Source organism: Streptomyces sp. (assembly GCF_035644915.1).
In the GTDB taxonomy this organism is placed as follows: Bacteria; Actinomycetota; Actinomycetes; order Streptomycetales; family Streptomycetaceae; genus Streptomyces.
This window is the reverse complement of the sequence record NZ_DASQNP010000083.1, coordinates 50,744-72,851: the sequence shown is the minus strand read 5'-3', so window position 1 is coordinate 72,851 and position 22,108 is coordinate 50,744. Positions and strand designations below refer to the sequence as shown.

Sequence of the window (22,108 nt, the reverse complement as noted above, 5' to 3'; positions counted from 1 at the left end):
CGGTCCGGCGGCCCACACTCAGAGTAGGGAGCGGCCCACCCCTCCCTCGTCCTGCCGCAGGACGAACCGCGGGTAGGAGGATCGGGGTAGCGCCCCCTAGGGGAATCAGCCCTCAGGCTGCCCCTTCACCCTGCGTCAAGCGCAAGCCGACCCGGGTCGATCTCATCCCCAGGCATGACGCAGGGCCCCGACCGGAGGTCGGGGCCCTGCGTGCGAAGTATTCGAACCTTGAGCTCCCCCGCCAGGACTCGAACCTGGACAAATGGCACCAAAAACCATTGTGCTACCGATTACACCACAGGGGATGGCAATTCACGCCAAACCGGACATTCGCTCGGACTGCCGGTCGGCTCCCACTACTATGCCGTACCACCAGCCCTCGACGCGACGGTACAGGTCGGCACTGCGCCGGACGCGGACGGCCAGGCAGCCCCGGTAGTCCTCCCCGACGTTCTTGCGGGACGTCTTCGGGTTGTGCCTTTTCAGCGTCGTCCTGTCGAGAGACGACAGGTCCACCCCCACCAGCTCCGCCCAGAAGCGCTCGGCGACTTCCACGTCCGCCGACTCGTGGATCATCACCCGGAACTGCAACCGGTCCTCCTCGACACCGAGCAGAGAGAGCCAGGCCAAGTAGACCTGGATCATTCCGGGGTCGCTGTTGACGAAGATCATTTCCTCGCGCAGCTTGTGCGGCTTGCTCTTGGCGCCCTCGGCCCAGTAGAGCCCAACTCCGACGAGGAACAGTTCCCGGTCGGTCATGCGGCCGATCTCGTTGGCCGCCGCCAGCTTCGTCTGCTGCCGTTTGATCGCCTGCTCGCGCCGGTGCGGCACCCAGCGCGCCTCCCTCATGCGGTGCAGCCGCTCCGGCGGAGTCGGCGGCTTCGGCAGATCCCGCACCCACAGCGACACCGAACTCTTCGACACCCCCAGCTCGGCCACGATCTCGTCGTACGTCCTGCCCGCGCGGCGCAGGGCGCGGGCGCGTTCCCTCAGTTCCGTCTTGGCTTGGACCATGGCGCCAGCCTGACCCCGCAAAGGCGTGCGTGAGCCGAAAGTCAGGATGATTCAACAGTTCGAGTGAAAAGTGGTTCTTTCCCCCCTGGTCACAGGGGTTTTTTGGGGCGGTGCCGCCCGAAAAACCGGTGGCGGGCGGTCGTAGGCTGGGCGCCATGACCGAGACGGGGGAAAGCGTCGGAGCCCGTGACCAGGGTGATGCGCCTCGGGGGCCGCTGTGGTGGGAGCGGCGTCGGAGTGCGGTGTTGGACGTGGGGCTCGCACTGGCGTCCGGTGTCGAGTGTGCCGTGCAGGGGGTTCCGTTCGCGCGTGAGGCCGGCGTCCCGGTGGGCCTGTCGGTCGTGCTGGGGGCGCTGGCCGGGTTGACGCTGGTGCTGCGGCGGCGGTGGCCGATCGCGGTGGTGCTGGTGTCGATCGCGGTCACGCCGGCGGAGATGGGCGTCCTGCTGGGGATCGTTGCACTCTACACGCTGGCGGCGTCGGAAGTGCCGCGGCGGATCATCGCGCTGCTGTCGGGGATGCAGGGGCTGGGGGCGTTCATCATCGTCTTCGTCCAGATGCGGCGGAATCTGGTGCAGGACGATTCCGGTTACGACCCGCCGTCGTGGTTCGTGCCGTTGGTCGCGCTGTTGATGTCGCTGGGGGCGACGGCGCCTCCGGTGCTGCTGGGTCTGTACGTGGGGGCGCGGCGGCGGCTGGTGGAGAGTCTGCGGGAGCGGGCGGACGGTCTGGAGCGGGAGTTGTCGCTGCTCGCGGAGCGTGCGGAGGAGCGTGCGGAGTGGGCGCGCAACGAGGAGCGCACGCGGATCGCGCGGGAGATGCACGACGTGGTGGCGCACCGGGTGAGTCTGATGGTGGTGCACGCGGCGGCGTTGCAGGCGGTGGCGTTGAAGGATCCGGAGAAGGCGTCGAGGAACGCGGCGCTGATCGGGGACATGGGGCGGCAGGCGCTGACGGAGCTGCGGACGATGCTGGGGGTGCTGCGGGCGCACGAGTCGAAGCCGGTGGTGGCCGGTGGGCCGGCGGGGTCGGAGAAGCCGTTGGCGAAGGTGGCGGAGGCCGCGGAGGTGGCGGCCGCGGCGGCGGAGCGGGAGGCGGCCCGGCGTTCGGCGGAGGACGCGGCGGAGCGGGAGGGGTCCGGTCCGTGTCTGCGGGAGCTGGAGGCGCTGGTGGGGCAGTCGCGGGCGGCGGGGATGTCGGTGGAGCTGATGGTGGAGGGCGAGGTGCGGTCGTATGCGGGGCGGGTGGAGCAGACGGCGTACCGGGTGGTGCAGGAGGCGTTGACGAACGTGCACAAGCACGCGGGGGGTGCGCGGACGCGGGTGCGGTTGGCGCATCGTGCCGGTGAGGTGGCGGTGCTGGTGGAGAACGACGCGCCGGCGGAGGGTGTGCGGGACGCGGGGCTGCCGAGTGGCGGCAACGGTCTGGTGGGGATGCGTGAGCGGGTGGCCGCGTTGGGCGGGGGGTTCGTGTCGGGGCCGACGGACAGCGGTGGTTTCCGGGTGTCGGCGGTCATTCCCGACCGGGGGTGAGGCGGGGTCCGGCCGGGGGTGAGGCGGGTGCGGCCCCCGGCCGGGGCCGCCGGGTCGGCCGGGTCAGCCGGGGGTGCGGGTGAGGCGTTGGGGGCGGATGCCGGTGATGAGGGTGGTCAGGGCGGCGTCGACGGTGGGGCCGAGGTACCAGTCGCCGCTGTGGTCGATGCTGTAGACGCGGCCTTCGGTGTCGATGGCGAGGAGGGCGTTGCCGTTGTCCTCCTCGCCGAGGGGGGCGATGGCGGTGTCGAGGGCGCGGCCGAGGTCGGAGAGGGTGCGGGGCCAGTGGAGTCCGCGCAGGGGGTCGATGTGGACTCCGGTGGGGGCGATGTGGCGGCCGGGTTCGGCGCTGGTGATGTGGAGGTTGCCGAATTCGGCCCAGGCCTCGACGGCGGCGGGGAAGATCGCGTGGCGGTGTCCGGCGGGTGAGCGGTGGTCGCGGAGGGTGTCGGCCCAGATCTCGGCCTGTGCGATGTCCCGGCGTCCGGGGCGCCAGCCGGCGGCGCGCAGGGCGGCGTCGACGGGGACGGGGAAGCGGGTGGTGCTGTGGTGCGGGCCGGGTCGGGGGATGGTCACCGTTCTGCTGCTCCTGTGGGGTCGACCGTGCGGACGCCGAAGTGGGCGAGGAGGGCGGTGCAGGAGCGGCAGGGGGGTGCGTAGCTGCCGTGTCGGGGGTCGCCGTCCTCGCGGATGCGGCGGGTGGTGAGTTTGGCGTGTTTGAGGGCGCGGCGTGCTTCGGCGGTGGTGAGGGGTTTGCGGCTGGCGCGTTTGCTGCGGGCGGCCTCGGCGGAGGTGAGGTAGCGGGAGAGGAGGACGGCTTCGGGGCAGCGTCCGGTGTGGCGTTCGCGCTGGTTGGTGGTGAGGGTGTCGAGGTAGTCCTGGACGAGGGGGTGGAGGGTGGGGGGCCGGTCGGCTTTGCCGGCGGTGCAGGTGAGGGTCTGGCCGCGGACGGAGAGCGCGGCGGCGACGGTGGGCATGATGCCGTCGCGGCGGTGCCGCAGGACGGGGGTGTCGTCGTCGGGAGCGCCCCAGTTGAGGCGGGGGTCTCCGGGGTGGCCTGCGGTGTGGTGCTGTGTGGCGTGCATTGGTTGGGTTTCCTCCCCGCGCATCCCCCCGATGGCGATGGTTCAGGGTGCCAAATGTGCCGGTGATTGGGAAAGCGGGGGCGGTTGTGGCGCGTGTCCTGTCCTGATGGGCGCGGTGTGGTGGGTTTGTGGCGGTGTTCGCCGGGGTGGTCCGGGGGTGGGGGGCGGGGCGGGACCGGTGGTGGGGGCAGCGCATAGGCTGTGTCCTCAGTCAGCGCCCGTCAGCGCTCGTAAGCCAGTTGCCAGCAGGGGGCACCGCCATGACGACAGGTAGGCCTGGGCCGGGGGTTCCTCCCGGTTCTCGGTTCGGGACGGAGGCCGCGCCGCCGAACACGGCCTATGCCGGGCAGGTCGTGCACTTTCCGGATCCGGTCCGGGCTGCCCGTTATCCGGGTGGTGTGCGGGTGGACGAGCGGGGTTATCCGGATTTCTCGCCGTATGCCCGGGCGGCGGCGGAGATCGCGGAGCCGCCGGAGGGTTTCGGTGCGGACGAGCTGCGGTTGACGGACTACGTGTCGGCGAACGCGGCGCTGCACGCGGAGGGTCACGAGCTGTGGGCGGACCTGTCGCCGGTGGCGACGCCGCACGGCTGGACGTGGCATCACGTGGCGCACAGTCGCCGGCTGGAGTTGGTGCCGGTCGAGGTGAAGGCGTTGCTGCGGCACCACGGCGGGCTGGCGACGGCGGTGGTGGACCACGGCAAGCGGGGGACGCGGCCGTTGCAGGAGACGCGTCCGGTGCACTTCGAGGTGCCGCACGGGGTTGCGGTGTCCGAGGAGCAGGTGCTGGACGTGGAGGAGACGCTGGGGTACCGGCTGCCGGAGGCGTACCGGTCGTTCCTGAAGGCGGCGGGCGGGTGTGCTCCGGTGGGGGTGGCGCTGGACGCCGAGTTGGGGTTGTTGGTGGACCAGCCGTTCTTCACGGTGCGTGAGGAGGCGGCGTTCAACGACCTGGTGTACGTGAACAAGTGTCTGCGGGACCACCTGACGAAGGACTACCTGGGTGTGGGCTTCGTGCAGGGCGGGATCGTCGCGGTGAAGGTGCGCGGGGAGGGCGTGGGCTCGGTGTGGTTCTGCGCGTACGACGACGCGCGGGACCGGGACGGGCTGACGGTGCAGGAGCGGGTGGACGGGCTGCTGCTGCCGTGCGGTGCGGACTTCGACGACTTCCTGCTGCGGCTGGCGGGTCATCCGCCGGAGTTGGAGACCGTGGCCAACCTGATGGTGGACGGCGGGTTCGCGCGTGCCGTTCCGGTGGAGGGGTGAGGCTCGATGGTGACGTTCGCGCAGGCGCAGGAGCGGGCGGAGCGCTGGATCAACGGGGGTGTTCCGGCGTACCAGCACCGTGAGGTGCGGGTGCGGGAGTTCGATCTGGGTTTCGTCGCCTGGGCCGAGGACCGGCCGGAGGGTCCGTCGTCCGGTGGTGGGCGGCAGCGGCTGGTGATCGCGCGGGACAGCGGTGAGTCGACGCTGTGGCCGGGGTTGCCGGTGGGTGAGGTGATCCGGCGGTACCAGGAGGAGTACGGTGCCGCGCCCGCGGAGCCGGCGCCGGTCCGGCCGCAGCGGGTGGATCTGGAGGCCACGTCGTTCCTGCTGACGCCGCCGGAGTGGTTGCAGGAGGCGGCGGACCAGATGGGCATTCCGGGCCGCCGCGGTCCGGGGAGGGGATCGGACGGCACGGACGGCTCGGGCGGTTCGGTGGGCGGACCGGCGCCGTCCTCGTCGGCGTCCCCTTCGTCCCCGTCGGCGTCCCCGTCGGCGTCGTCGGCGACACCGCCGCCCGCTCCGGCTCCTTCCGCTTCCGCGACGCCTCCGTCCGTTCCCTCCGCTCCTCCCGCGCCCGAGCCTGCGTCCGCGACGCCCGGGGGCGGTTCGCCGTGGGACGCGGCGGACACCAGCGGCAGCGGGGGTGACGGGGCGTCGGTGCCGCCGCCCATGACGGTGTTCGCGCCGCCGATCAGCGGCAGCGACGACGAGGGCGACCGGTCGGCGCCGCCGCCGCGGGTGAGTCCGGAGGCGAAGACGGCGCTGATGCCGGAGGGCAGTGCCCTGCCGAGGACGACGGTGGCTCCGGCGGTCGACGGTCCGCAGGGTTCCGCGCCGGGGTCGCCGCGGGGTTCGCAGGAGCCGCCGCAGGGTCCTCCGCCCGCGCCGCCGGCCGGTGGCGGTGGTGCGCACCACGCCGCGACGGTGCTGGCCGACCCGTCGGCCGGCGGCCCGGCCGCCCCGGGCACCCCTCCGCCGCCGCCCGGTCCGCCGGGCATCGCCGACGCCGCCACCGGTCGTGCGCCGCGGTCGCCGCGCGGTGGCGGCCCGTCCGTGCCTCCGCCGCCGGGTGCGCCGGGGGTTCCGGGGGCCCGGCCGGGTGTGCCGGGGTCCGGGTCGCCGGACGGCTCGTCCGGTGGCTACGCACCGACGCAGGTGGTGTCGGCGGATCAGGTGGCCGCCCAGGGCGGGGGGCCGAAGCCGCCCGGCCCGCCCGGTGTTCCGGGGGGCGGTTCCGGTGACGGCGGGTCCTCCGGCGGCGGGGTGCACCACGCGGCGACGATGCTGGCGGGGCCCGGTGGCCCGGGCACTCCACCGCCGCCGCCCGGTCCGCCCGGTGCCCCGCCCGGGGTGCCCATGGGCGCGCCGGGGGTTCCGGGTGCGCCTCCGTACGGCTATCCGCAGCCGCCCGGTGGTCTGCCGACGGTGGGCCCGGGGTACATGGCGGTGCTGCGCTACCGCGCGCCGGACGGCTCCGAGCAGCAGTTGATCCGCCGTTCGGCGCCGGGCACTCCGCATCCGGAGTGGCAGATCCTGCACGAGCTGCGGGCGATGAACGTCCCGCCGCAGCAGGTGCTGGAGCTGCACACCGAGCTGGAGTGCTGTGACGTACCGGGTGGTTACTGCGCGCGGATGGTGCGGGAGAGCTGGCCGCAGGTGCGGATCAGCCACACCGCTCCGTACGGGCGTGACGTGACCTCGCGTCAGCAGGGTGTGCGGCATCTGATCGAGCACCAGGGCGAGTTGCACCAGGTGGCCGACGGTCCGGCGCGTCCGGCTCCGGTGCGGGTGCCGCTGCCGCCGCCGCACCAGATCCAGCCGGCGCCGCCGATTCCGCCGGAGGGGGTGGCGCAGGAGCTTGTGCAGGCGTTCGGCCCGCAGGCGGTCTTCCGTTTCGACCAGCGGGCGGTCTCCCGGCAGGGTGTGCCGGAGGTGGTCGCGCGGACGCTGGTGTGGGCGGGGCTGCCGGTGGAGTTCGGTCCGTTCTTCTGGGCGCAGGCCCAGCCGGGGCGTCCGGTGCCGACGCTGGCGGAGCTGGCCCTGGAGCGCGGTGTGCAGCCGGGGCCGGACGCGGCGTCGTACCTGGTGATGGGCAACGACTACGGGCGTCAGTTGTGCGTGCAGTACGGCACGGCGCACATCGTGGCGGTGCCGTTGGAGGCGTCTCCGGGCGGGCAGCCGGCGGTGCCGCAGTTCGTGAACAGCGGTCTGCCGGAGTTCGTCCGCTGCCTGGCGCTGCTGGGCCGGATGTGGCCGCTGCGGTTCGGTCTGACGCCGGAGCAGGCGGGGCGCTGGACGGTGGACTTCCAGGGGATGCTGGCCTGTCTGGATCCGGCGGCGCTGGCCGGTCCGGAGAACTGGTGGGCGGTGCTGCTCGAGCAGATGTGGGACGGCCTGCTGTAGTCGTCGTCCCTTCCGTCGTACGCCCGTGTGCGCGGGCGTGTGCCGCGCCCGGTGCCCGCATGGCGGGTGCCGGGCGCGGTGCGTTGCGGCGGTGCCGGCGCGGGCGGTGGCTGTTGCGTGGGTCACATGTCGGGCTTTCGCGGGTGAGGGGGGTGGTGGCTGGGGGAGGGTGTGGCCGGGGGCGCGTTGCAGGTGGCGTGCTTCAGCGCGTGTTCGTGCGGTTTGTGTCGATTGCGGGCCGCCGCGGCTCATGGCGCATGCTGGGTGGGACATCCGCCGGATTGCGTGGAGGTAGGGGTTCGCCATGTCTGCGTCCAAGTCACCTCATGGCTTTGTCGTCGTGCGGGGCCGCGGTTACCGGCCCGATCAGGTCGACCGTTTCACCAGCGGGTTGTCCGAGGACCTCGACGCGGCGCGGGAGCGCCTGGCGCGGCTGGGCGCGCTCGCCGGGGAGTTGGCGCAGGAGGCGGACCGGCTGCGGTCGGTGGTGGCCGCCCTGCCTCCCCAGACGTTCGAGGCGCTGGGCGAGCGGGCCCTGCTGATCCTGTCCGAGGCGGAGGCCGAGGCGGAGGAGCTGCGGGCCCGGGCGGAGGCCGAGGGGCAGGAGTTGCGGGCCCGGGCCGAGGAGGAGGGCCGGGCGCGGCGGGAGGCGGCGCGCGAGGAGGCGGCCCGGGTGCGGGCCGGGGGTGACGCGGCGGCGGAGGCGGTGCTCACCGGGGCGCGGACGCGTGCGGAGGAGGTGCGCAGGGCCGCGCAGGCGGAGGCGCAGGAGCTGCGCGGCGCGGCGGAGCGCGAGCTGCGGGAGATGGCCGAGCGGTGCGAGGCGCTGCTGCTGGCCCAGGAGAAGAAGCAGGCGGAGAACTCCGAGGAACTGGGCCGGACGCTGGCGGCGCGCGAGGCGGCGGTGATGGCGCGGGTCGCGGAGCTGACCGAGCGGGGCGAGGCGCTGCTGGAGCGGGCCAGGCGGGAGCACGCCGAGGCGGAGGAGACGGCCCGGCGGCTCCAGGGGGACGCCGAGGCGCAGGCGGCCGAGCTGCTGGCGGAGGCGCGGCTGCGCGAGCAGCGCATCGAGCGCGAGACGGAGCGGGTGGTGCGCGCGCACGAGCAGCGGCGGGAGGCGGTGCGTCAGCACATGGCCCATGTGCGGGCCAGTCTGGCGGCCCTCACCGGCCGGGGGCTGGACGAGGGTGCGCCGGGCGGCGGGGCCGGGCGGGCGGACGCGCCGGGGGGCGGGTCGGTGCCGGGTCAGGGGGCACCCGCGGAATGAGCGGGGCCCCCGGTATCCTGCGGGGGACACCACACCTTCCCGCGCGGTTCCACCGCGGTCTCCCTGTCGTGCACCGGCGGTGTCCGCCGGGGTCCGGGAGTCGTGTCTCCGGGCGGGGGTCTCCGGGTCCGTCCGGGGTCCGTCCCGCCGTCCGTTCTGTCATCCGTCCCGAAGCCGAAGGGCACACCCGTGAGCGCCATTCGCCCGGCAGCCGTCGTCGTTCTCGCAGCGGGTGAGGGCACCCGCATGAAGTCCGCCAGGCCCAAGGTCCTGCACGACATCTGCGGGCGGTCGCTCGTCGGCCATGTGGTCGCGGCCTCCCGCGAACTGGCCCCTGAGCACCTGGTGGTGGTCGTCGGGCACGGGCGCGAGCAGGTCACCGAGCATCTGGCGGCGCTGGACGCCGAGGTGCGCACGGCGGTGCAGCACGAGCAGCGGGGCACCGGGCACGCGGTGCGCACGGCTCTGGAGGCGCTGGCGGCCGAGGGCGTGAAGCCGGCCGGGACGGTGGTCGTCACCTGCGGCGACACGCCGCTGCTGACCGGTGGGACGCTGGCCCGGCTGGCCGCGGTCCACACGGGTGAGGGCAACGCGGTGACGGTGCTGTCGGCGGAGGTGCCGGACGCCACCGGCTACGGGCGGATCGTGCGGGGCGAGGACGGCTCCGTGACGGCCATCGTGGAGCACAAGGACGCCACCGAGGAGCAGCGGGCGATCCGCGAGATCAACTCGGGGGTCTTCGCGTTCGACGGGCGGCTGCTGGCCGAGGCCCTGGGCCGGCTGCGGACGGACAACAGCCAGGGCGAGGAGTACCTGACCGACGTGCTGGGGATCCTGCGCGGGGACGGGCACCGGGTGGGGGCGTGCGTGGCCGCGGACCACCGGGAGATCGTGGGGATCAACAACCAGGTGCAGCTCGCCGAGGCCCGCAGGCTGCTGAACGAGCGGCTGCTGGAGCGGGCGATGCTGGACGGGGTGACGGTGGTGGACCCGGCCTCGACCTGGCTGGACGCGACGGTGACGTACGAGCCGGACGCGGTGGTGCACCCGGGGACGCAGTTGCTGGGTTCGACGCACCTGGGCGCGGGCTGCGAGGTGGGGCCGAACTGCCGCCTGAAGGACACCTCCGTCGGCGAGGGCGCGGTGGTGAACAACGCGGTCACCGACGGCGCGGAGATCGGTCCGGGCGCCTCGGTGGGTCCGTACGCGTACCTGCGGCCCGGGACGAAGCTGGGTCCGAAGGCGAAGGCCGGCACGTTCGTGGAGATGAAGAACGCGGACGTCGGCGAGGGCACGAAGGTGCCGCACCTGTCGTACGTGGGGGACGCGACGATCGGCGAGCACACCAACATCGGTGCCGCCAGCGTCTTCGTGAACTACGACGGGGTGAACAAGCACCACACCACGATCGGCTCGCACTGCAAGACGGGCTCGGACAACATGTTTGTGGCTCCCGTCACGGTCGGGGACGGGGCCTACACCGCCGCCGGGTCCGTGATCACCAAGGACGTGCCGCCCGGCGCGCTGGCCGTCGCCCGCGGTCAGCAGCGCAACATCACCGGCTGGGTGGCCCGCAAGCGTCCCGGCAGCGCCGCCGCGCGGGCGGCCCAGGCCGCCGAGGAGCGGGGCGGCGACGGTCAGGTTGCCGAGGGGTGACCGGAAGGGTCCGCTCCGGGCAGGGCGTACCGTGAGAAGCGCACGCCGTGGTGCGCCCCGACGTATCGATGCTGGCAAGGAGATTGTGTTGTGACCGGGATCAAGACGACCGGCCAGAGGAAACTGATGTTCTTCTCCGGCCGCGCCCACCCCAGGCTGGCGGAGGAGGTCGCGGGGCATCTCGGTGTCAGCGTGGTCCCGACCAAGGCGTTCGACTTCGCCAACGGTGAGATCTACGTCCGCTTCCAGGAGTCGGCCCGTGGCGCGGACTGCTTCCTGATGCAGAGCCACACCGCTCCGATCAACAAGTGGATCATGGAGCAGCTCATCATGGTCGATGCCCTCAAGCGGGCCTCGGCCCGCAGCATCACCGTGATCGTGCCGTTCTACGGCTACGCGCGGCAGGACAAGAAGCACCGCGGCCGCGAGCCGATCTCGGCGCGGCTGATCGCCGACCTGCTGCGCACCGCGGGCGCGGACCGGATCCTGACGGTGGATCTGCACACCGACCAGATCCAGGGCTTCTTCGACGGCCCGGTGGACCACCTGTTCGCGCTGCCGGTGCTGGCGGACTACGTGGGCGGCAAGGTGGACCGCTCGAAGCTGACGGTGGTCTCGCCGGACGCGGGCCGGGTGCGGGTCGCCGACCGCTGGTGCGACCGGCTGGGCTCGCCGCTGGCGATCGTGCACAAGCGCCGCGACCCGGACGTGGCCAACCAGGTGACCGTCCACGAGGTGGTCGGTGACGTGCGCGGCCGGGTGTGCGTCCTGGTGGACGACATGGTCGACACCGGCGGCACGATCTGCGCGGCGGCGGACGCGCTGTTCGCCAACGGCGCCGAGGACGTCATCGTGGCCGCGACGCACGGGGTGCTGTCCGGCCCGGCGGCGGACCGGCTGAAGAACTCGCAGGTGAGCGAGTTCATCTTCACCAACACCCTGCCGACGCCGAGCGAGGTGGACGTCGACAAGATCACGGTGCTGTCGATGGCGCCGACGATCGCCCGCGCGGTGCGCGAGGTGTTCGAGGACGGCTCGGTGACGAGCCTGTTCGACGAGCAGGCGTAAGCCACACGGACGGAACGCCGTGGGGCGTCGTGCCGGCCGAGCCCCGGCGCGGCGCCCCGCGGTGTGCCGCGCACCGCGGCCCCCGCGCCGCCCCGGGCCCCGGTCCCGTCCGGTGCGCCGGGGGCGGTAGACTCATGGAGTTGCTCGGCGAGGGAGCCGTGCCCGGGGCGGCACGGTCATCCGTTATCGACGCGCTCTTCGCAGCAGGTCTGTCGTGGCCGAGTAGCTCTGGCATCCGCCACCACAACCGACTTGAGAGACGAGGAGTGCGTCATGGCTGACGTCAAGATTTCCGCCGAGATCCGCAAGGAGTTCGGCAAGGGTGCTTCCCGCCGGCTCCGCCGCGAGAACAAGGTTCCCGGTGTCGTCTACGGGCACGGCGGCGAGCCGGTCCACGTGGCCCTTCCCGGCTACGACCTGATGATGGCCCTGAAGACGTCGAACGTGCTGATCACGCTCGACATCGAGGGCCGTCAGGAGCTGGTGATCCCCAAGGCCGTCCAGCGCGAGGCCATCCGCGGCTTCCTGATCCACGTGGACCTGCTGGTGGTCAAGCGGGGCGAGAAGGTCACCGTCGAGATCCCGGTCCACGCCGAGGGCGACCTGGCCCCGGGCCCGAACCTGCTGGAGCACGTGCTGAACACGCTGCCGGTCGAGGCCGAGGCCACCCACATCCCGGAGTCGGTCACCGTCTCCATCGAGGGTCTGGCCGCGGGCGACTCCATCCTGGCCAAGGACATCCCGCTGCCGAACGGCACCTCCCTGGCCGTGGACGGGGACACCGTCGTCCTCAACGTCCTGACCGCTCAGGTCGAGGCGTCCGCCGAGGGCGGGGCCGAGGGTGAGGGCGAGGCCGCCGGGGAGTGACCCCGCTTCCCTGAGGCCGCCGTCCCGGGTCCGCGCGGGACCGGGACGGCGGCCCCCGGGCCCGCGCGGGCCCGTACCGCTCCGTTCCACGCACCGACGGCCCCGACGGCCCGCCACAGGAGAGGACGACGATGAGCGACGCCGACGCCCCCTGGCTGGTGGTGGGCCTGGGCAACCCCGGCCCGGACTACGCGGCAAACCGGCACAACGTGGGATTCATGGTCGCCGATCTGCTGGCCGGCCGGATGGGCGGCCGGTTCAAGACGCACCGGGCGCGGGCGCAGGTGCTGGAGGGGCGGCTGGGCGTGCCGGGCACCGGGAGCCGCCGGGTGGTGCTGGCGAAGCCGATGTCGTACATGAACCTCTCCGGCGGTCCCGTCACCGCGCTGCGCGACTTCTACAAGGTGCCGCTGGAGCGCCTGGTCGTCGTCCACGACGAGCTGGACATCGACTACGGGGCGCTGCGGCTGAAGCGGGGCGGCGGGGACAACGGCCACAACGGGCTGAAGTCCGTCACCAAGTCGCTCGGCCCCGACTACCACCGCGTGCGCTTCGGCATCGGCCGTCCGCCGGGCCGGATGCCGGTGGCCGACTTCGTGCTGAAGGACTTCTCCGCGGCCGAGCGCAAGGAGCTGGACTACTTCGTGGACCGGGCCGCCGACGCCGTGGAGTGCCTGGTCCTGGACGGCCTGGAGCGGGCGCAGAACACCTACAACTCCTGACGGCGGCCCCGGGCCGGGGCGGTGGCGTGCGGCGACGTGCAGTGCCGTGCAGTGCCGTGCAGTGTCGTGCGCGGAGGTTGACCGTCCGCTCCCGATGGCCAAGGATCACCGCCATGTCCCCTGGTTCCCCCGGCACCACGGCCCGGAGCGGTCGGCTGCGCCGGGCCGGCGAGAGCGCGTACGGCCTCCTGCTGCTGGCGAGGACCGCGCTGATGGGCGCGGTCGCGGCGGTGCTGCTGATGGCCGGGGCGTGGGCCTCCCTGGACGCCATGCGCCCGGTGACGGCCGAACGGGGCGGCGTGCGCGGCACGATGACGGTCGAGGAGTGCGACAAGGGGACGTGCACGGGCTCGTTCACGCCCGGGGCGGGCTCCGGAAGCGCGCCCGTCGAGGTCGCCCTGGACGCGCCGGTCGCCCACGACGCCGGGGAGAGGCTCGCGGTGGTGCTGTGGCCGGGCGGCGACGAGGTGGCGCGCACCGGCGCCGCCGGAATCCTGTACGCGTGGCTGCCGTTCGCGGGAGCGCTGGTGCTGGCCTCGCCGGTGATCGCGGGCGGTCTGCGGATGCGGCGTACGGCGTGGGCCGCCGGGCTGCTGGGCGCGGCGCTGCTGGGGGCGACGTTCGCTCTGCTCTGAACTGCGGTTTTCGGCCCGGGCCGGTCCGGGACGCGCCACGTCGGGGCATTAATGCGATTGTTATCCCCCGCCTTCCGGGACAGGTGTGACGCAACCATACGGATGGGACAGATCGCGCTTGACCGGTCTGGTGGGGCGGAGCAGGCTACCGGCACCCCATCCCCCACACGTCCGTGATGTCCCCCGCCACCGAAGGTGGTAGCTCATGCGCACCCTCTCCTCGGTGTCCGTGGTGACGGCGGCCGCAGCGGCCTGTCTGCTGTCGGCCCCCACCGCGTACGCCACCCCGTCCGCCAAGGGCGACAACGGCACCGTGAAGATCCACGACGCCGCCACCGGCGAGGAGGTCCGCCGGAACCAGCCCAAGGTCTGCGAGTTCTACCTCGACGCCTTCGGGTTCGACGCCCGCCAGAAGATCCGCTGGAAGATCGTCGAGATGCCGCCGACCGGCACCAAGGGCACGGTCGTCCAGAAGGGCGCCCTCGTGCTGGACGCCGAGGGCCACGGCCGCACCGAGGACATGGTCCTGGCGGACGGCCACTACAAGCTGGTCTGGAACTTCAAGGGCGAGAAGGGCCGGGCCAAGCACAAGGTCTTCTGGACCGAGTGCGAGGACGGAACGGCCTCGCCCTCCCCCTCCGGCAGCACGACGGCCCCGGCCTCCCCCGTCCCGACCCAGACCGGCGGGCCGGGCGCCACGCCGACGGACGGGCCCTCGGGCGGGCCTTCCGGTGAGCCCTCCGGCGAGCCCTCGGCGACCTCCCCGGAGGAGTCCTCGTCCGCGGCCCCGGCCTCCCCGGCGGCGTCCGCCTCCCCGCAGGGCGGCAACCTGGCCGAGACCGGTTCCTCCGCCCCGGTCGCCGCGCTGACCGCGGCCGCCGCGGCGCTCCTGGGCGCGGGCTCGTACCTCCTCGTGCGGCGCCGTACGGCAGCCCGGGACTGATCCCCGCCGTGCGGGGCGCGTACCCGCGGCCCGCACGGCGTGCGAAGGGCCCCTCTCCCGGTGGGAGAGGGGCCCTTCGGCCGTCCGCGGGGCGCGGGGCGCCGGGGTGGGTCAGCCGGTGTTGCGCAGGCCCGCAGCGACGCCGTTGACCGTCAGCAGCAGGGCGCGGGACAGCAGCGGGTCGGGCTCCTCGCCGCGGCGCTTGGCCTCGCGCTGCCGGTGCAGGAGCGCCACCTGGAGGTAGGAGATCGGGTCCAGGTAGGCGTCGCGGATGGCGAAGGTCTGCTTCAGCACCGGGTTGGCGTCCAGCAGTTCCCGCTCGCCGGTGATCCGCAGCACCTCGCGCACCGTCAGCTCGTGTTCGGCCTCGATGGTGGCGAAGATGTGGTGCAGTTCGGCGGGCACCAGCGTCTCCACGTAGTGCCGGGCGATCCGCAGGTCGGTCTTGGCCAGCGTCATCTCGACGTTGGACAGGAAGTTGCGGAAGAAGTGCCAGTGCTCGTACGCCTCGTCCAGCACGCCGTCGAGCCCGGCCTCGCGCGCCGCCCGCAGGCCCGAGCCGACGCCGAACCAGCCGGGCACGATCTGCCGCGACTGGGTCCAGCCGAACACCCAGGGGATCGCCCGCAGCCCGTCCAGGCCGGCGCCGGAGTCCGGGCGGCGCGAGGGGCGGGAGCCCAGGTGGAGGTCGGCGAGCTGGTCCACGGGGGTGGAGGCGAAGAAGTAGGCGGGCAGGTCGGGGTCGTCCACCAGCTTCCGGTAGGCGCCGTGGGCGGCCTCGGAGACGGTGTCCATCGCCGCGTCCCAGCGGGCCAGCGCCTCCTCCGACTGGCGCGGCGCGGTGTGCAGGGCGGACGCCTGGAGGGTGGCGGCGACGGTCTGCTCCAGGTTCTCCCGGGCCAGGGAGGGGATGAGGTACTTGTCGGAGATGACCTCGCCCTGCTCGGTGACCTTGATCTCGCCCTCCAGGGTGCCCCAGGGCTGGGCGAGGATCGCGTCGTGGGTGGGGCCGCCGCCGCGGCCGACGGTGCCGCCGCGGCCGTGGAAGAGCCGCAGCCGCACCCCGTGCCGGTGGGCGACGTCGCGCAGCCGCCGCTGGGCGCGGTGGATCTCCCACTGGGAGGTGGTGATGCCGCCGAACTTCGAGGAGTCGGAGTAGCCGAGCATGACCTCCTGGACGTCGCCGCGCAGGGCGACCAGCCGCCGGTAGGAGGGGTCCGACAGCATCTGGTCGAGCAGCTCGTCGGCGATGCGCAGCTCGTCGGTGGTCTCCAGCAGCGGCACGATGCCGATGCGCGCCCAGCCGGCGTGCAGGTCGATCAGGCCGGCCTCGCGGGCGAGCACGGCCACGGCGAACACGTCGTCGGCACCCTGGCACATGGAGATGATGTAGGACTCGATGACCTCGGGTCCGAAGGTGTCCAGCGCCTTGCGGACGGTCTCGAAGACACCGAAGGTCTTCGCGCCGGCGGCGTCCAGCGGCGCCGGGTGGGGCGCGAGCGGGCGGCGGGAGCGCAGTTCCTTGGCCAGGAGGCGCCGCCGGTAGTCGCGCGGCATGTCGGCGTAGCGCCAGGACTCCTCGCCGAGCCGGTCGAAGAGCTGCCCCAGGGCGTGGTGGTGGGCGTCGGCGTGCTCGCGCACGTCCATGGTGGCGAGCTGGAGGCCGAAGGCGGCCAGGGTGCGCAGCACCCGCTCCAGGTGGCCGTCGGCGACCAGGGAGCCGCGGTGCTCGCGCAGGGAGGTCTGGACGAGGGTGAGGTCCTCGATCAGCTCGCCGGTGCCCAGGTAGTCGCGGCCGGGGACGTGCGGGGTGTCCTCGGCCAGCCGCTTGCGGGTGTTGAGCAGCTTCTGCCGGATGCAGGTGATCTTGAGCCGGTAGGGCTCCTCGGCGTTGAGCCGCTTGTAGCGGGGGCTGATCTCGGGCAGGAGGTCGAGGTCGCGCTGGAGGGAGTCCAGCAGTTCCTGGGTGGCGCCGCTGTTGCGGATGGAGTTGGACAGGGCGGCGCGCAGCTCGTCGATGTGCTCCAGGGCGCCGTTGATGCCGTGCTCGTGCTGGAGCAGCAGCACCTCCCAGGTCACCTGGGGGGTGACGTTGGGGTTGCCGTCGCGGTCGCCGCCGATCCAGGTGCCGAAGGTGAGCGGGCGGGTGGCGGGCGGCAGCGGTGCCCCGGCGCGCTCCAGTTCGGCGGCGAGGTCCTCCAGGACGTCACCGACGGCGCCGCGGTGCAGCTCGTCGAGGTAGTAGATGGCGTTGCGCGCCTCGTCGGCCGGTTCGGGGCGGACCACGCGCAGCTCGTCGGTCTGCCAGATCAGGTCGATGTTCTCGGCGAGCCGCAGGTCGGTGCGGCGCCGCTCGTTGGGGTCGGTGTTCTCCAGCAGCTCGGCGATCTTGCGGAGCTTGGTGAGCACCGACCGGCGGGCGGCCTCGGTGGGGTGGGCGGTGAAGACGGGCCGTACGCCCAGGTTCCCGGCGGTCTCCCGCAGGTGCTCGGGGTCGGCCTCCTTGAGCATGTCCGCCGTGCGGGCGAGGTTTCCGCCCTCGGCGGCCCGCCGGGCGCGCAGCTCGCGGCCGCGGTGGACCTGCTCGGTGATGTTGGCGAGGTGGAAGTAGGTGGAGAAGGCCCGTACGAGCTTGGTCGCCGTCGCCAGGTCGGTCCGGCCGAGCAGGGCCGCGGCGGCCTCGCCGTCGGTCCTGGTCAGGGCGCGTACGCGCTCGACGAGTTCCAGCAGCTCGGCGCCCTCCTGGCGGACCAGGGTCTCGCCCAGCAGGTCGCCCAGGCGGCGGATGTCGGCCCGCAGGGCGCTGTTGATTCCGGCGCCCGGGTCGGGGCTGCCGGATTCCGCCGGGATGTTCGGGGTACCCGGAATGCCCGGCGCGGGATTCTCCCCGCCGGGGGCAGGACTCGTACCACCGGTGTTCGGGGAGGTGTCGGCACTGCTCACAGGTGCGGCTCCTTGCGGCGATGCTTCTGGCAGGTCACGGACCGCGCTGTCCGACGGCCACCAGCATAGGCCGCTCCGGGCCTCCGTGGATCATCCCGTCCACGATGCGGCCCTCTTGTCCGCCGGCTCAGGACTGCCATACTTACGATGCCGTAGGTTACGGCACCGTAAGTACCGCAACCCCGTCCCCAAGCTTCACACGAGAGTCACCTATGGCCACTAGTCCGGACATGCTTCACACCGCTTCCGAAACCCCCGCGAAACCCTCCCCGGAGGCCTCCGCGACCTCCGGGGAGCCCCTGCCCTCCGCCACGCTCGGCGGGGAGCAGCGGCGCTCCGTCGAACAGATCACCCTGCTGCTGTTCATCACCGTCCCCTTCATCGCCCTGGTGGCCGCGATTCCGCTGGCCTGGGGCTGGGGGGTGAGCTGGCTGGACCTCGGGCTCCTGGTCGGCATGTACTTCCTGGGCTGCCACGGCATCACCATCGGCTTCCACCGCTACTTCACGCACGGCTCGTTCAAGGCCAGGAAGCCGCTGCGGATCGCCCTGGCCATCGCCGGCTCGCTGGCCGTGGAGGGCCCGCTGGTGCGGTGGGTCGCCGACCACCGCAAGCACCACAAGTTCTCCGACTCCGAGGGCGACCCGCACTCCCCCTGGCGCTACGGCGAGACCATTCCCGCCCTGCTCAAGGGCCTGTGGTGGGCCCACATCGGCTGGATGTTCGACGAGGAGCAGACGCCGCAGCACAAGTACGCCCCGGATCTGATCAAGGATCCGGTGATCCGCCGCATCTCCCGCCAGTTCGTGCTGTGGACGGCCGTCTCCCTGCTCTTCCCGCCGCTGGTGGGCGGGCTGGTCACGATGTCCTGGCAGGGCGCGCTGACCGCCTTCTTCTGGGGTTCGCTGGTGCGGGTGGCGCTGCTGCACCACGTCACCTGGTCGATCAACTCCATCTGCCACGCGGTCGGCAAGCGGCCGTTCAAGTCGCGCGACCGCTCGGGCAACGTGTGGTGGCTGGCGATCCTCTCCTGCGGCGAGTCCTGGCACAACCTGCACCACGCCGATCCGACCTGCGCCCGGCACGGGGTGCTCAAGGGCCAGCTCGACTCCAGCGCGCGGCTGATCCGCTGGTTCGAGAAGGCGGGCTGGGCGTACGACGTGCGCTGGCCGTCGCAGAAGCGGATCAACTCCCGCCGCCAGCGGGAGGCCGCCGAAGCGGCATGATGGAGGTGTGGCGACCGACGACAGCAGTACCAAGGACAGGGCCGCGAACTCCTCCACCCGGCGGAGGCGCCGGCGGATGACGGGGAAGGAGCGCCGCGAGCAACTGCTGGACATCGGTCGCGCGCTCTTCGCCGAGCGTGGTTTCGAGGGCACCTCGGTGGAGGAGATCGCGGCCAAGGCCGGGGTCTCCAAACCGGTGGTGTACGAGCACTTCGGCGGCAAGGAGGGGCTGTACGCGGTCGTGGTCGACCGGGAGATGCGCCGGCTGCTCGACATGGTCACGGGCGCGCTGACCGGCGGCCACCCGCGGGAACTGCTGGAGCAGGCCGCGTTCGCCCTGCTGGACTACATCGAGCAGTACACCGACGGCTTCCGCATCCTGGTCCGCGACTCGCCCGTCGCCCAGTCGACGGGCAACTTCGCCTCCCTGATCAGCGACATCGCCACCCAGGTGGAGGACATCCTGGGCCTGGAGTTCAAGGCGCGCGGCTTCGACCCGAAGCTGGCGCCCCTGTACGCCCAGGCGCTGGTCGGCATGGTGGCCCTGACGGGCCAGTGGTGGCTGAACGCCCGCAAGCCCAACAAGCCCGAGGTGGCCGCCCACCTGGTGAATCTGGCCTGGCACGGCCTGGACGGGCTGGAGCAGAAGCCGCGTCTGATAGGCCACCGGCGCAGCTAGCCGCCGTCCGCCCGGCCCCGGCGCCCGCTACGGGGCCGGGGCCGGTTCGGGTCCGAGGAACTCCAGGCGGTTGCCGACCGGGTCCGCCGTGTGGAAACGGCGGCGGCCGGGGAGGCTGTCGTCCCAGACGATCTCGGCCCCGGCGGATTCCAGGCGGGCGGCGAAGGCGTCGATGTCCCGCACCCGGATGCCGGGGTGCGCCTTGCGGGCGGGCCGGAAGTCCTCCTCGATCCCGAGGTGGAGCTGGACCGCGCCGGCCTGGAACCAGCAGCCGCCGCGGGCGGCGAGCCCGGGCGGCTTGGGGATCTCGGTCATGCCGAGCACTCCGCCGTAGTAGGCGCGCAGGTCGTCCTCGGAGCCGCGCGGGGCGGCGAGCAGGACGTGGTCGAAGGCTTCCATCACGGTCGTCCTCCTTCATCGGACGGGCCGGCGGCCGTCAAGCGGGCTTGCGGGCGACGGCGAAGATCCGGCGGAACGGGAAGAGGGTGCCGTGCGGGCCCGGCGGGTAGGCCTCGCGCAGCAGGTCGCGGTATTCGGCGAGGAAGGCCTCGCGGGCGACGGGGTCGTCGTCGAGCGCGGTGAGCACCGGGAGCAGGGCGGTGCCCTTGGCCCACTCCAGCACCGGGTCCTCGCCGGTGAGGACGTGTACGTAGGTGGTCTCCCAGACGTCGATCTCGCAGCCGAGGTCCGCCAGCACGCGGGCGTACTCCACCGGCTCGGCCACGGACCGCCGCCCGGCGCCGTCGCCCAGGCGGTCGCGCCAGCGCGGGGAGGTGCGCAGTTCGGTGAGGAGGGTGTGGCTGGGGGCGTCGAAGTTGCCGGGGACCTGGAAGGCGAGGACGCCGCCGGGGCGCAGGGCCTCGGTCCACACCGGGAAGCGCTCGGTGTGGCCCTCCACCCGTCCCTTGCCTTCGGCGGGGAGAACCCATTGAAGAGCCGCGTTGGAGATGATCAGGTCGTAGGGGTGCTCGGGGCGCCAGGTGGCGATGTCGGCGTGGACGAAGTCCAGGTGCCCGCCGCCCGTGGTGGGGCCGGAGTAGGCGCGGGCCTGGGAGAGCATGGCCTCGGAGAGGTCGTAGCCGGTGATCACCGCGCGGGGCCAGCGCTCGGCGAGCAGGACGGACGGGCCGCCGGGGCCGCAGCCCAGGTCGGCGATGCGCGGCCGCGGGGAGGGCAGTTCGGGGATCCGGGCGAGGAGGTCGTAGAGCGGGCGCAGGCGGGGGGTGGCGTGGTACCGGTACTGTTCCGGGTCCCAGGCGGGGAGGCCGGCGTCGGGGGAGGCTCTCATGGGAAGAACCTTCTCCACGACTTATCTCGATGTCAAGAGACTTCACATCGACACAACTACTACACTGATCCCATGCAGGACGAGGTCGACCGACTGGTGGCAGCATGGCGCCGCGAGCGCCCCGATCTCGATGTGGAACCCCTGGAGGTGCTCAGCCGGGTCAGCAGGCTCGCCCGCCATCTCGACCGGGCCCGCCGCATCGCCTTCTCCGAGCACGGGCTGGAGCCCTGGGAGTTCGACGTGCTGACCGCGCTGCGCCGCGCCGGCACCCCGTACCAGCTCTCCCCCGGCCAGTTGCTGACCCAGACCCTGGTGACCTCCGGGACCATGACCAACCGCATCGACCGGCTGGCGAAGAAGGGGCTCGTGGAGCGCCTGCCCGACCCCAGCGACCGGCGCGGCGTCCTGGTCCGGCTGACGGACGCCGGACGCGACCGGGCCGACCGCGCCCTGGCCGGACTGCTGGACCAGGAGCGGGCCATCCTCGCCCGGCTCTCGCCGCTCCAGCGCGGTGAGCTGGCCGGACTGCTGCGGCAGCTCACCGCACCGTTCGACAACGCCCCCGGGTAGCCGTCCGCCCGCGCCGCCTTTTGTGGCATGTCCCTGACACGGTCGGCTATGTGGTGACGTGCTCCAGGTCCACCGGGCCGACCCCCGCCCGCCGGGCCAGCGCGACCGCGGCCAGGGTGGAGTGCACCCCGAGCTTGCCCAGCACGTTCTGCATGTGGGTGCGGACCGTGTGCGGGGAGAGGTACAGGCGCTCGGCCACCGCCTTGCGCCCCAGCCCGGCCACCATGCAGCGCAGCACCTCGTGCTCGCGCGGGGTCAGGGACTCCACCAGCCGTTCGCTCTCGGTGCGGTGCCGGCGGGCGGCGGTCAGCTCGCGCAGCACCCCGGTCAGCAGGGCGGGCGGCACGTGCGTCTCCCCGCGCAGCACCCCCCGGACCACCTGGAGCAGCCGGGAGAGCGAGCAGTCCTTGGCGACCCACCCCGAGGCGCCCGCCTGGAGCGCGGCCGCCGCGCGGCGCGGATCGTCGCACTCGGCGAGCACGACCATACGGGTGGCGGGGTGGGCGGCGTGGATCCGCGAGACCAGGGGCATCCCGCCGGCCGCTGCCTCCCCCGGCTCCGGGGAGGGTGTCTCCCCCGGCTCCGGGGCCCCGCCCAGATCGGCGTCGATCAGCAGCACGTCGAAGCGGCGGCCGTCGGCCGCGGCCCGCTCGACGGCGCGCAGCGCCGCGTGGCCGCTGCCCGCCGCGGCCACCTCCACGTCCTGCTCCACCGCGAGCGCCGCGGCGAGCGACTCGGCGAATATGCGGTGGTCGTCCACCACGAGAACCCGGATACGTTGCACGCCACACCCCCTGTCGCCGGAAAGGACCCACCCGTGCCGGACGCGGTGCCCGGTACGGGACCCCGTGCGCCCGCACGGCCGCCGCCGTGCCCCGCCGGTATCCCGCGCCGGGTGTCGCATCCGGCGTGCCTCGCCCCCTGAAACGGCATCGGCCCCCCACC

At 73.0% G+C, this 22,108-nt stretch carries 20 protein-coding genes and 1 tRNA gene; 13 read left to right on the top strand and 8 right to left on the bottom strand.

What is annotated here, in order from left to right; translation table 11 throughout:
* Nucleotides 1–233 precede the first annotated feature (233 nt).
* A tRNA-Gln gene (locus VE546_RS10270) sits at nt 234–305 on the bottom strand.
* A 7-nt stretch (nt 306–312) separates the two neighbouring features.
* A complete protein-coding gene (locus VE546_RS10265) occupies nt 313–1,014 on the bottom strand; it encodes a hypothetical protein (RefSeq protein WP_324920864.1) in 702 nt (233 codons plus the stop codon).
* A gap of 155 nt (nt 1,015–1,169) precedes the next feature.
* On the opposite strand from VE546_RS10265, the gene VE546_RS10260 reads away from it, so the two are divergent.
* Entirely contained in the window at nt 1,170–2,546 is a 1,377-nt protein-coding gene (locus VE546_RS10260) for a sensor histidine kinase (RefSeq protein ID WP_324920863.1), read from the top strand.
* Between the two features lie 63 nt (nt 2,547–2,609).
* Here the strand turns inward: VE546_RS10260 and VE546_RS10255 are convergent, their stop codons facing one another.
* Both VE546_RS10255 and VE546_RS10250 read right to left on the bottom strand, forming a co-directional pair.
* Nucleotides 2,610–3,122 carry an SUKH-3 domain-containing protein gene (locus VE546_RS10255; RefSeq protein ID WP_324920861.1) on the bottom strand — a complete coding sequence of 171 codons (513 nt, stop codon included), beginning with the start codon at nt 3,120–3,122 and terminating at the stop codon, nt 2,610–2,612.
* Nucleotides 3,119–3,631 (bottom strand): YwqJ-related putative deaminase, encoded by a 513-nt coding sequence (locus tag VE546_RS10250; RefSeq protein ID WP_324920859.1) that lies wholly within the window; start codon nt 3,629–3,631, stop codon nt 3,119–3,121. Before VE546_RS10250 ends, VE546_RS10255 begins: the two co-directional genes overlap by 4 nt.
* 260 nt (nt 3,632–3,891) lie before the next feature.
* On the opposite strand from VE546_RS10250, the gene VE546_RS10245 reads away from it, so the two are divergent.
* The 9 genes from VE546_RS10245 (at nt 3,892) to VE546_RS10205 (ending at nt 14,457) form a co-directional block, all read left to right on the top strand.
* On the top strand, nt 3,892–4,896 hold the full coding sequence (locus VE546_RS10245) for an SMI1/KNR4 family protein (protein WP_324920857.1): 1,005 nt from the start codon (nt 3,892–3,894) through the stop codon (nt 4,894–4,896).
* Between the two features lie 6 nt (nt 4,897–4,902).
* On the top strand, nt 4,903–7,299 hold the full coding sequence (locus VE546_RS10240; protein ID WP_324920856.1) for an SUKH-4 family immunity protein: 2,397 nt from the start codon (nt 4,903–4,905) through the stop codon (nt 7,297–7,299).
* Nucleotides 7,300–7,603: 304 nt separating this feature from the next.
* Nucleotides 7,604–8,566 carry a cellulose-binding protein gene (locus VE546_RS10235; protein WP_324920855.1) on the top strand — a complete coding sequence of 321 codons (963 nt, stop codon included), beginning with the start codon at nt 7,604–7,606 and terminating at the stop codon, nt 8,564–8,566.
* Nucleotides 8,567–8,755: 189 nt separating this feature from the next.
* Nucleotides 8,756–10,222 (top strand): bifunctional UDP-N-acetylglucosamine diphosphorylase/glucosamine-1-phosphate N-acetyltransferase GlmU, encoded by a 1,467-nt coding sequence (gene glmU / locus VE546_RS10230; RefSeq protein ID WP_324920853.1) that lies wholly within the window; start codon nt 8,756–8,758, stop codon nt 10,220–10,222.
* A 90-nt stretch (nt 10,223–10,312) separates the two neighbouring features.
* Entirely contained in the window at nt 10,313–11,290 is a 978-nt protein-coding gene (locus VE546_RS10225) for a ribose-phosphate diphosphokinase (protein ID WP_324920852.1), read from the top strand.
* Between the two features lie 273 nt (nt 11,291–11,563).
* Entirely contained in the window at nt 11,564–12,157 is a 594-nt protein-coding gene (locus VE546_RS10220) for a 50S ribosomal protein L25/general stress protein Ctc (RefSeq protein WP_324920850.1), read from the top strand.
* A gap of 131 nt (nt 12,158–12,288) precedes the next feature.
* Complete coding sequence (gene pth, locus VE546_RS10215) at nt 12,289–12,879, top strand: aminoacyl-tRNA hydrolase (RefSeq protein ID WP_324920849.1); 591 nt, start codon at nt 12,289–12,291, stop codon at nt 12,877–12,879.
* 113 nt (nt 12,880–12,992) lie between these two features.
* Nucleotides 12,993–13,514 (top strand): hypothetical protein, encoded by a 522-nt coding sequence (locus VE546_RS10210; protein WP_324920848.1) that lies wholly within the window; start codon nt 12,993–12,995, stop codon nt 13,512–13,514.
* A gap of 205 nt (nt 13,515–13,719) precedes the next feature.
* Nucleotides 13,720–14,457 (top strand): LPXTG cell wall anchor domain-containing protein, encoded by a 738-nt coding sequence (locus VE546_RS10205; RefSeq protein WP_324920846.1) that lies wholly within the window; start codon nt 13,720–13,722, stop codon nt 14,455–14,457.
* Between the two features lie 111 nt (nt 14,458–14,568).
* Here the strand turns inward: VE546_RS10205 and ppc are convergent, their stop codons facing one another.
* Nucleotides 14,569–17,307 (bottom strand): phosphoenolpyruvate carboxylase, encoded by a 2,739-nt coding sequence (gene ppc, locus VE546_RS10200; RefSeq protein ID WP_324920872.1) that lies wholly within the window; start codon nt 17,305–17,307, stop codon nt 14,569–14,571.
* Between the two features lie 305 nt (nt 17,308–17,612).
* Between ppc and VE546_RS10195 the strand changes: the two genes are divergently transcribed.
* Nucleotides 17,613–18,626, top strand: coding sequence for an acyl-CoA desaturase (locus VE546_RS10195; protein WP_324920845.1), 1,014 nt, complete (start codon nt 17,613–17,615; stop codon nt 18,624–18,626).
* A gap of 7 nt (nt 18,627–18,633) precedes the next feature.
* The gene (locus tag VE546_RS10190; protein ID WP_324920843.1) at nt 18,634–19,305 is read left to right on the top strand and encodes a TetR/AcrR family transcriptional regulator; all 672 of its coding nucleotides are present in this window, start codon (nt 18,634–18,636) and stop codon (nt 19,303–19,305) included.
* Between the two features lie 27 nt (nt 19,306–19,332).
* Here the strand turns inward: VE546_RS10190 and VE546_RS10185 are convergent, their stop codons facing one another.
* Nucleotides 19,333–19,707 (bottom strand): VOC family protein, encoded by a 375-nt coding sequence (locus VE546_RS10185; protein WP_324920842.1) that lies wholly within the window; start codon nt 19,705–19,707, stop codon nt 19,333–19,335.
* A gap of 34 nt (nt 19,708–19,741) precedes the next feature.
* On the bottom strand, nt 19,742–20,593 hold the full coding sequence (locus tag VE546_RS10180) for a trans-aconitate 2-methyltransferase (protein WP_324920840.1): 852 nt from the start codon (nt 20,591–20,593) through the stop codon (nt 19,742–19,744).
* A gap of 72 nt (nt 20,594–20,665) precedes the next feature.
* Between VE546_RS10180 and VE546_RS10175 the strand changes: the two genes are divergently transcribed.
* Complete coding sequence (locus VE546_RS10175) at nt 20,666–21,163, top strand: MarR family transcriptional regulator (RefSeq protein WP_324920839.1); 498 nt, start codon at nt 20,666–20,668, stop codon at nt 21,161–21,163.
* A 46-nt stretch (nt 21,164–21,209) separates the two neighbouring features.
* On the opposite strand, the gene VE546_RS10170 is transcribed toward VE546_RS10175, so the two are convergent.
* A complete protein-coding gene (locus VE546_RS10170; protein WP_324920837.1) occupies nt 21,210–21,947 on the bottom strand; it encodes a response regulator transcription factor in 738 nt (245 codons plus the stop codon).
* Between the last annotated feature and the right edge of the window lie 161 nt (nt 21,948–22,108).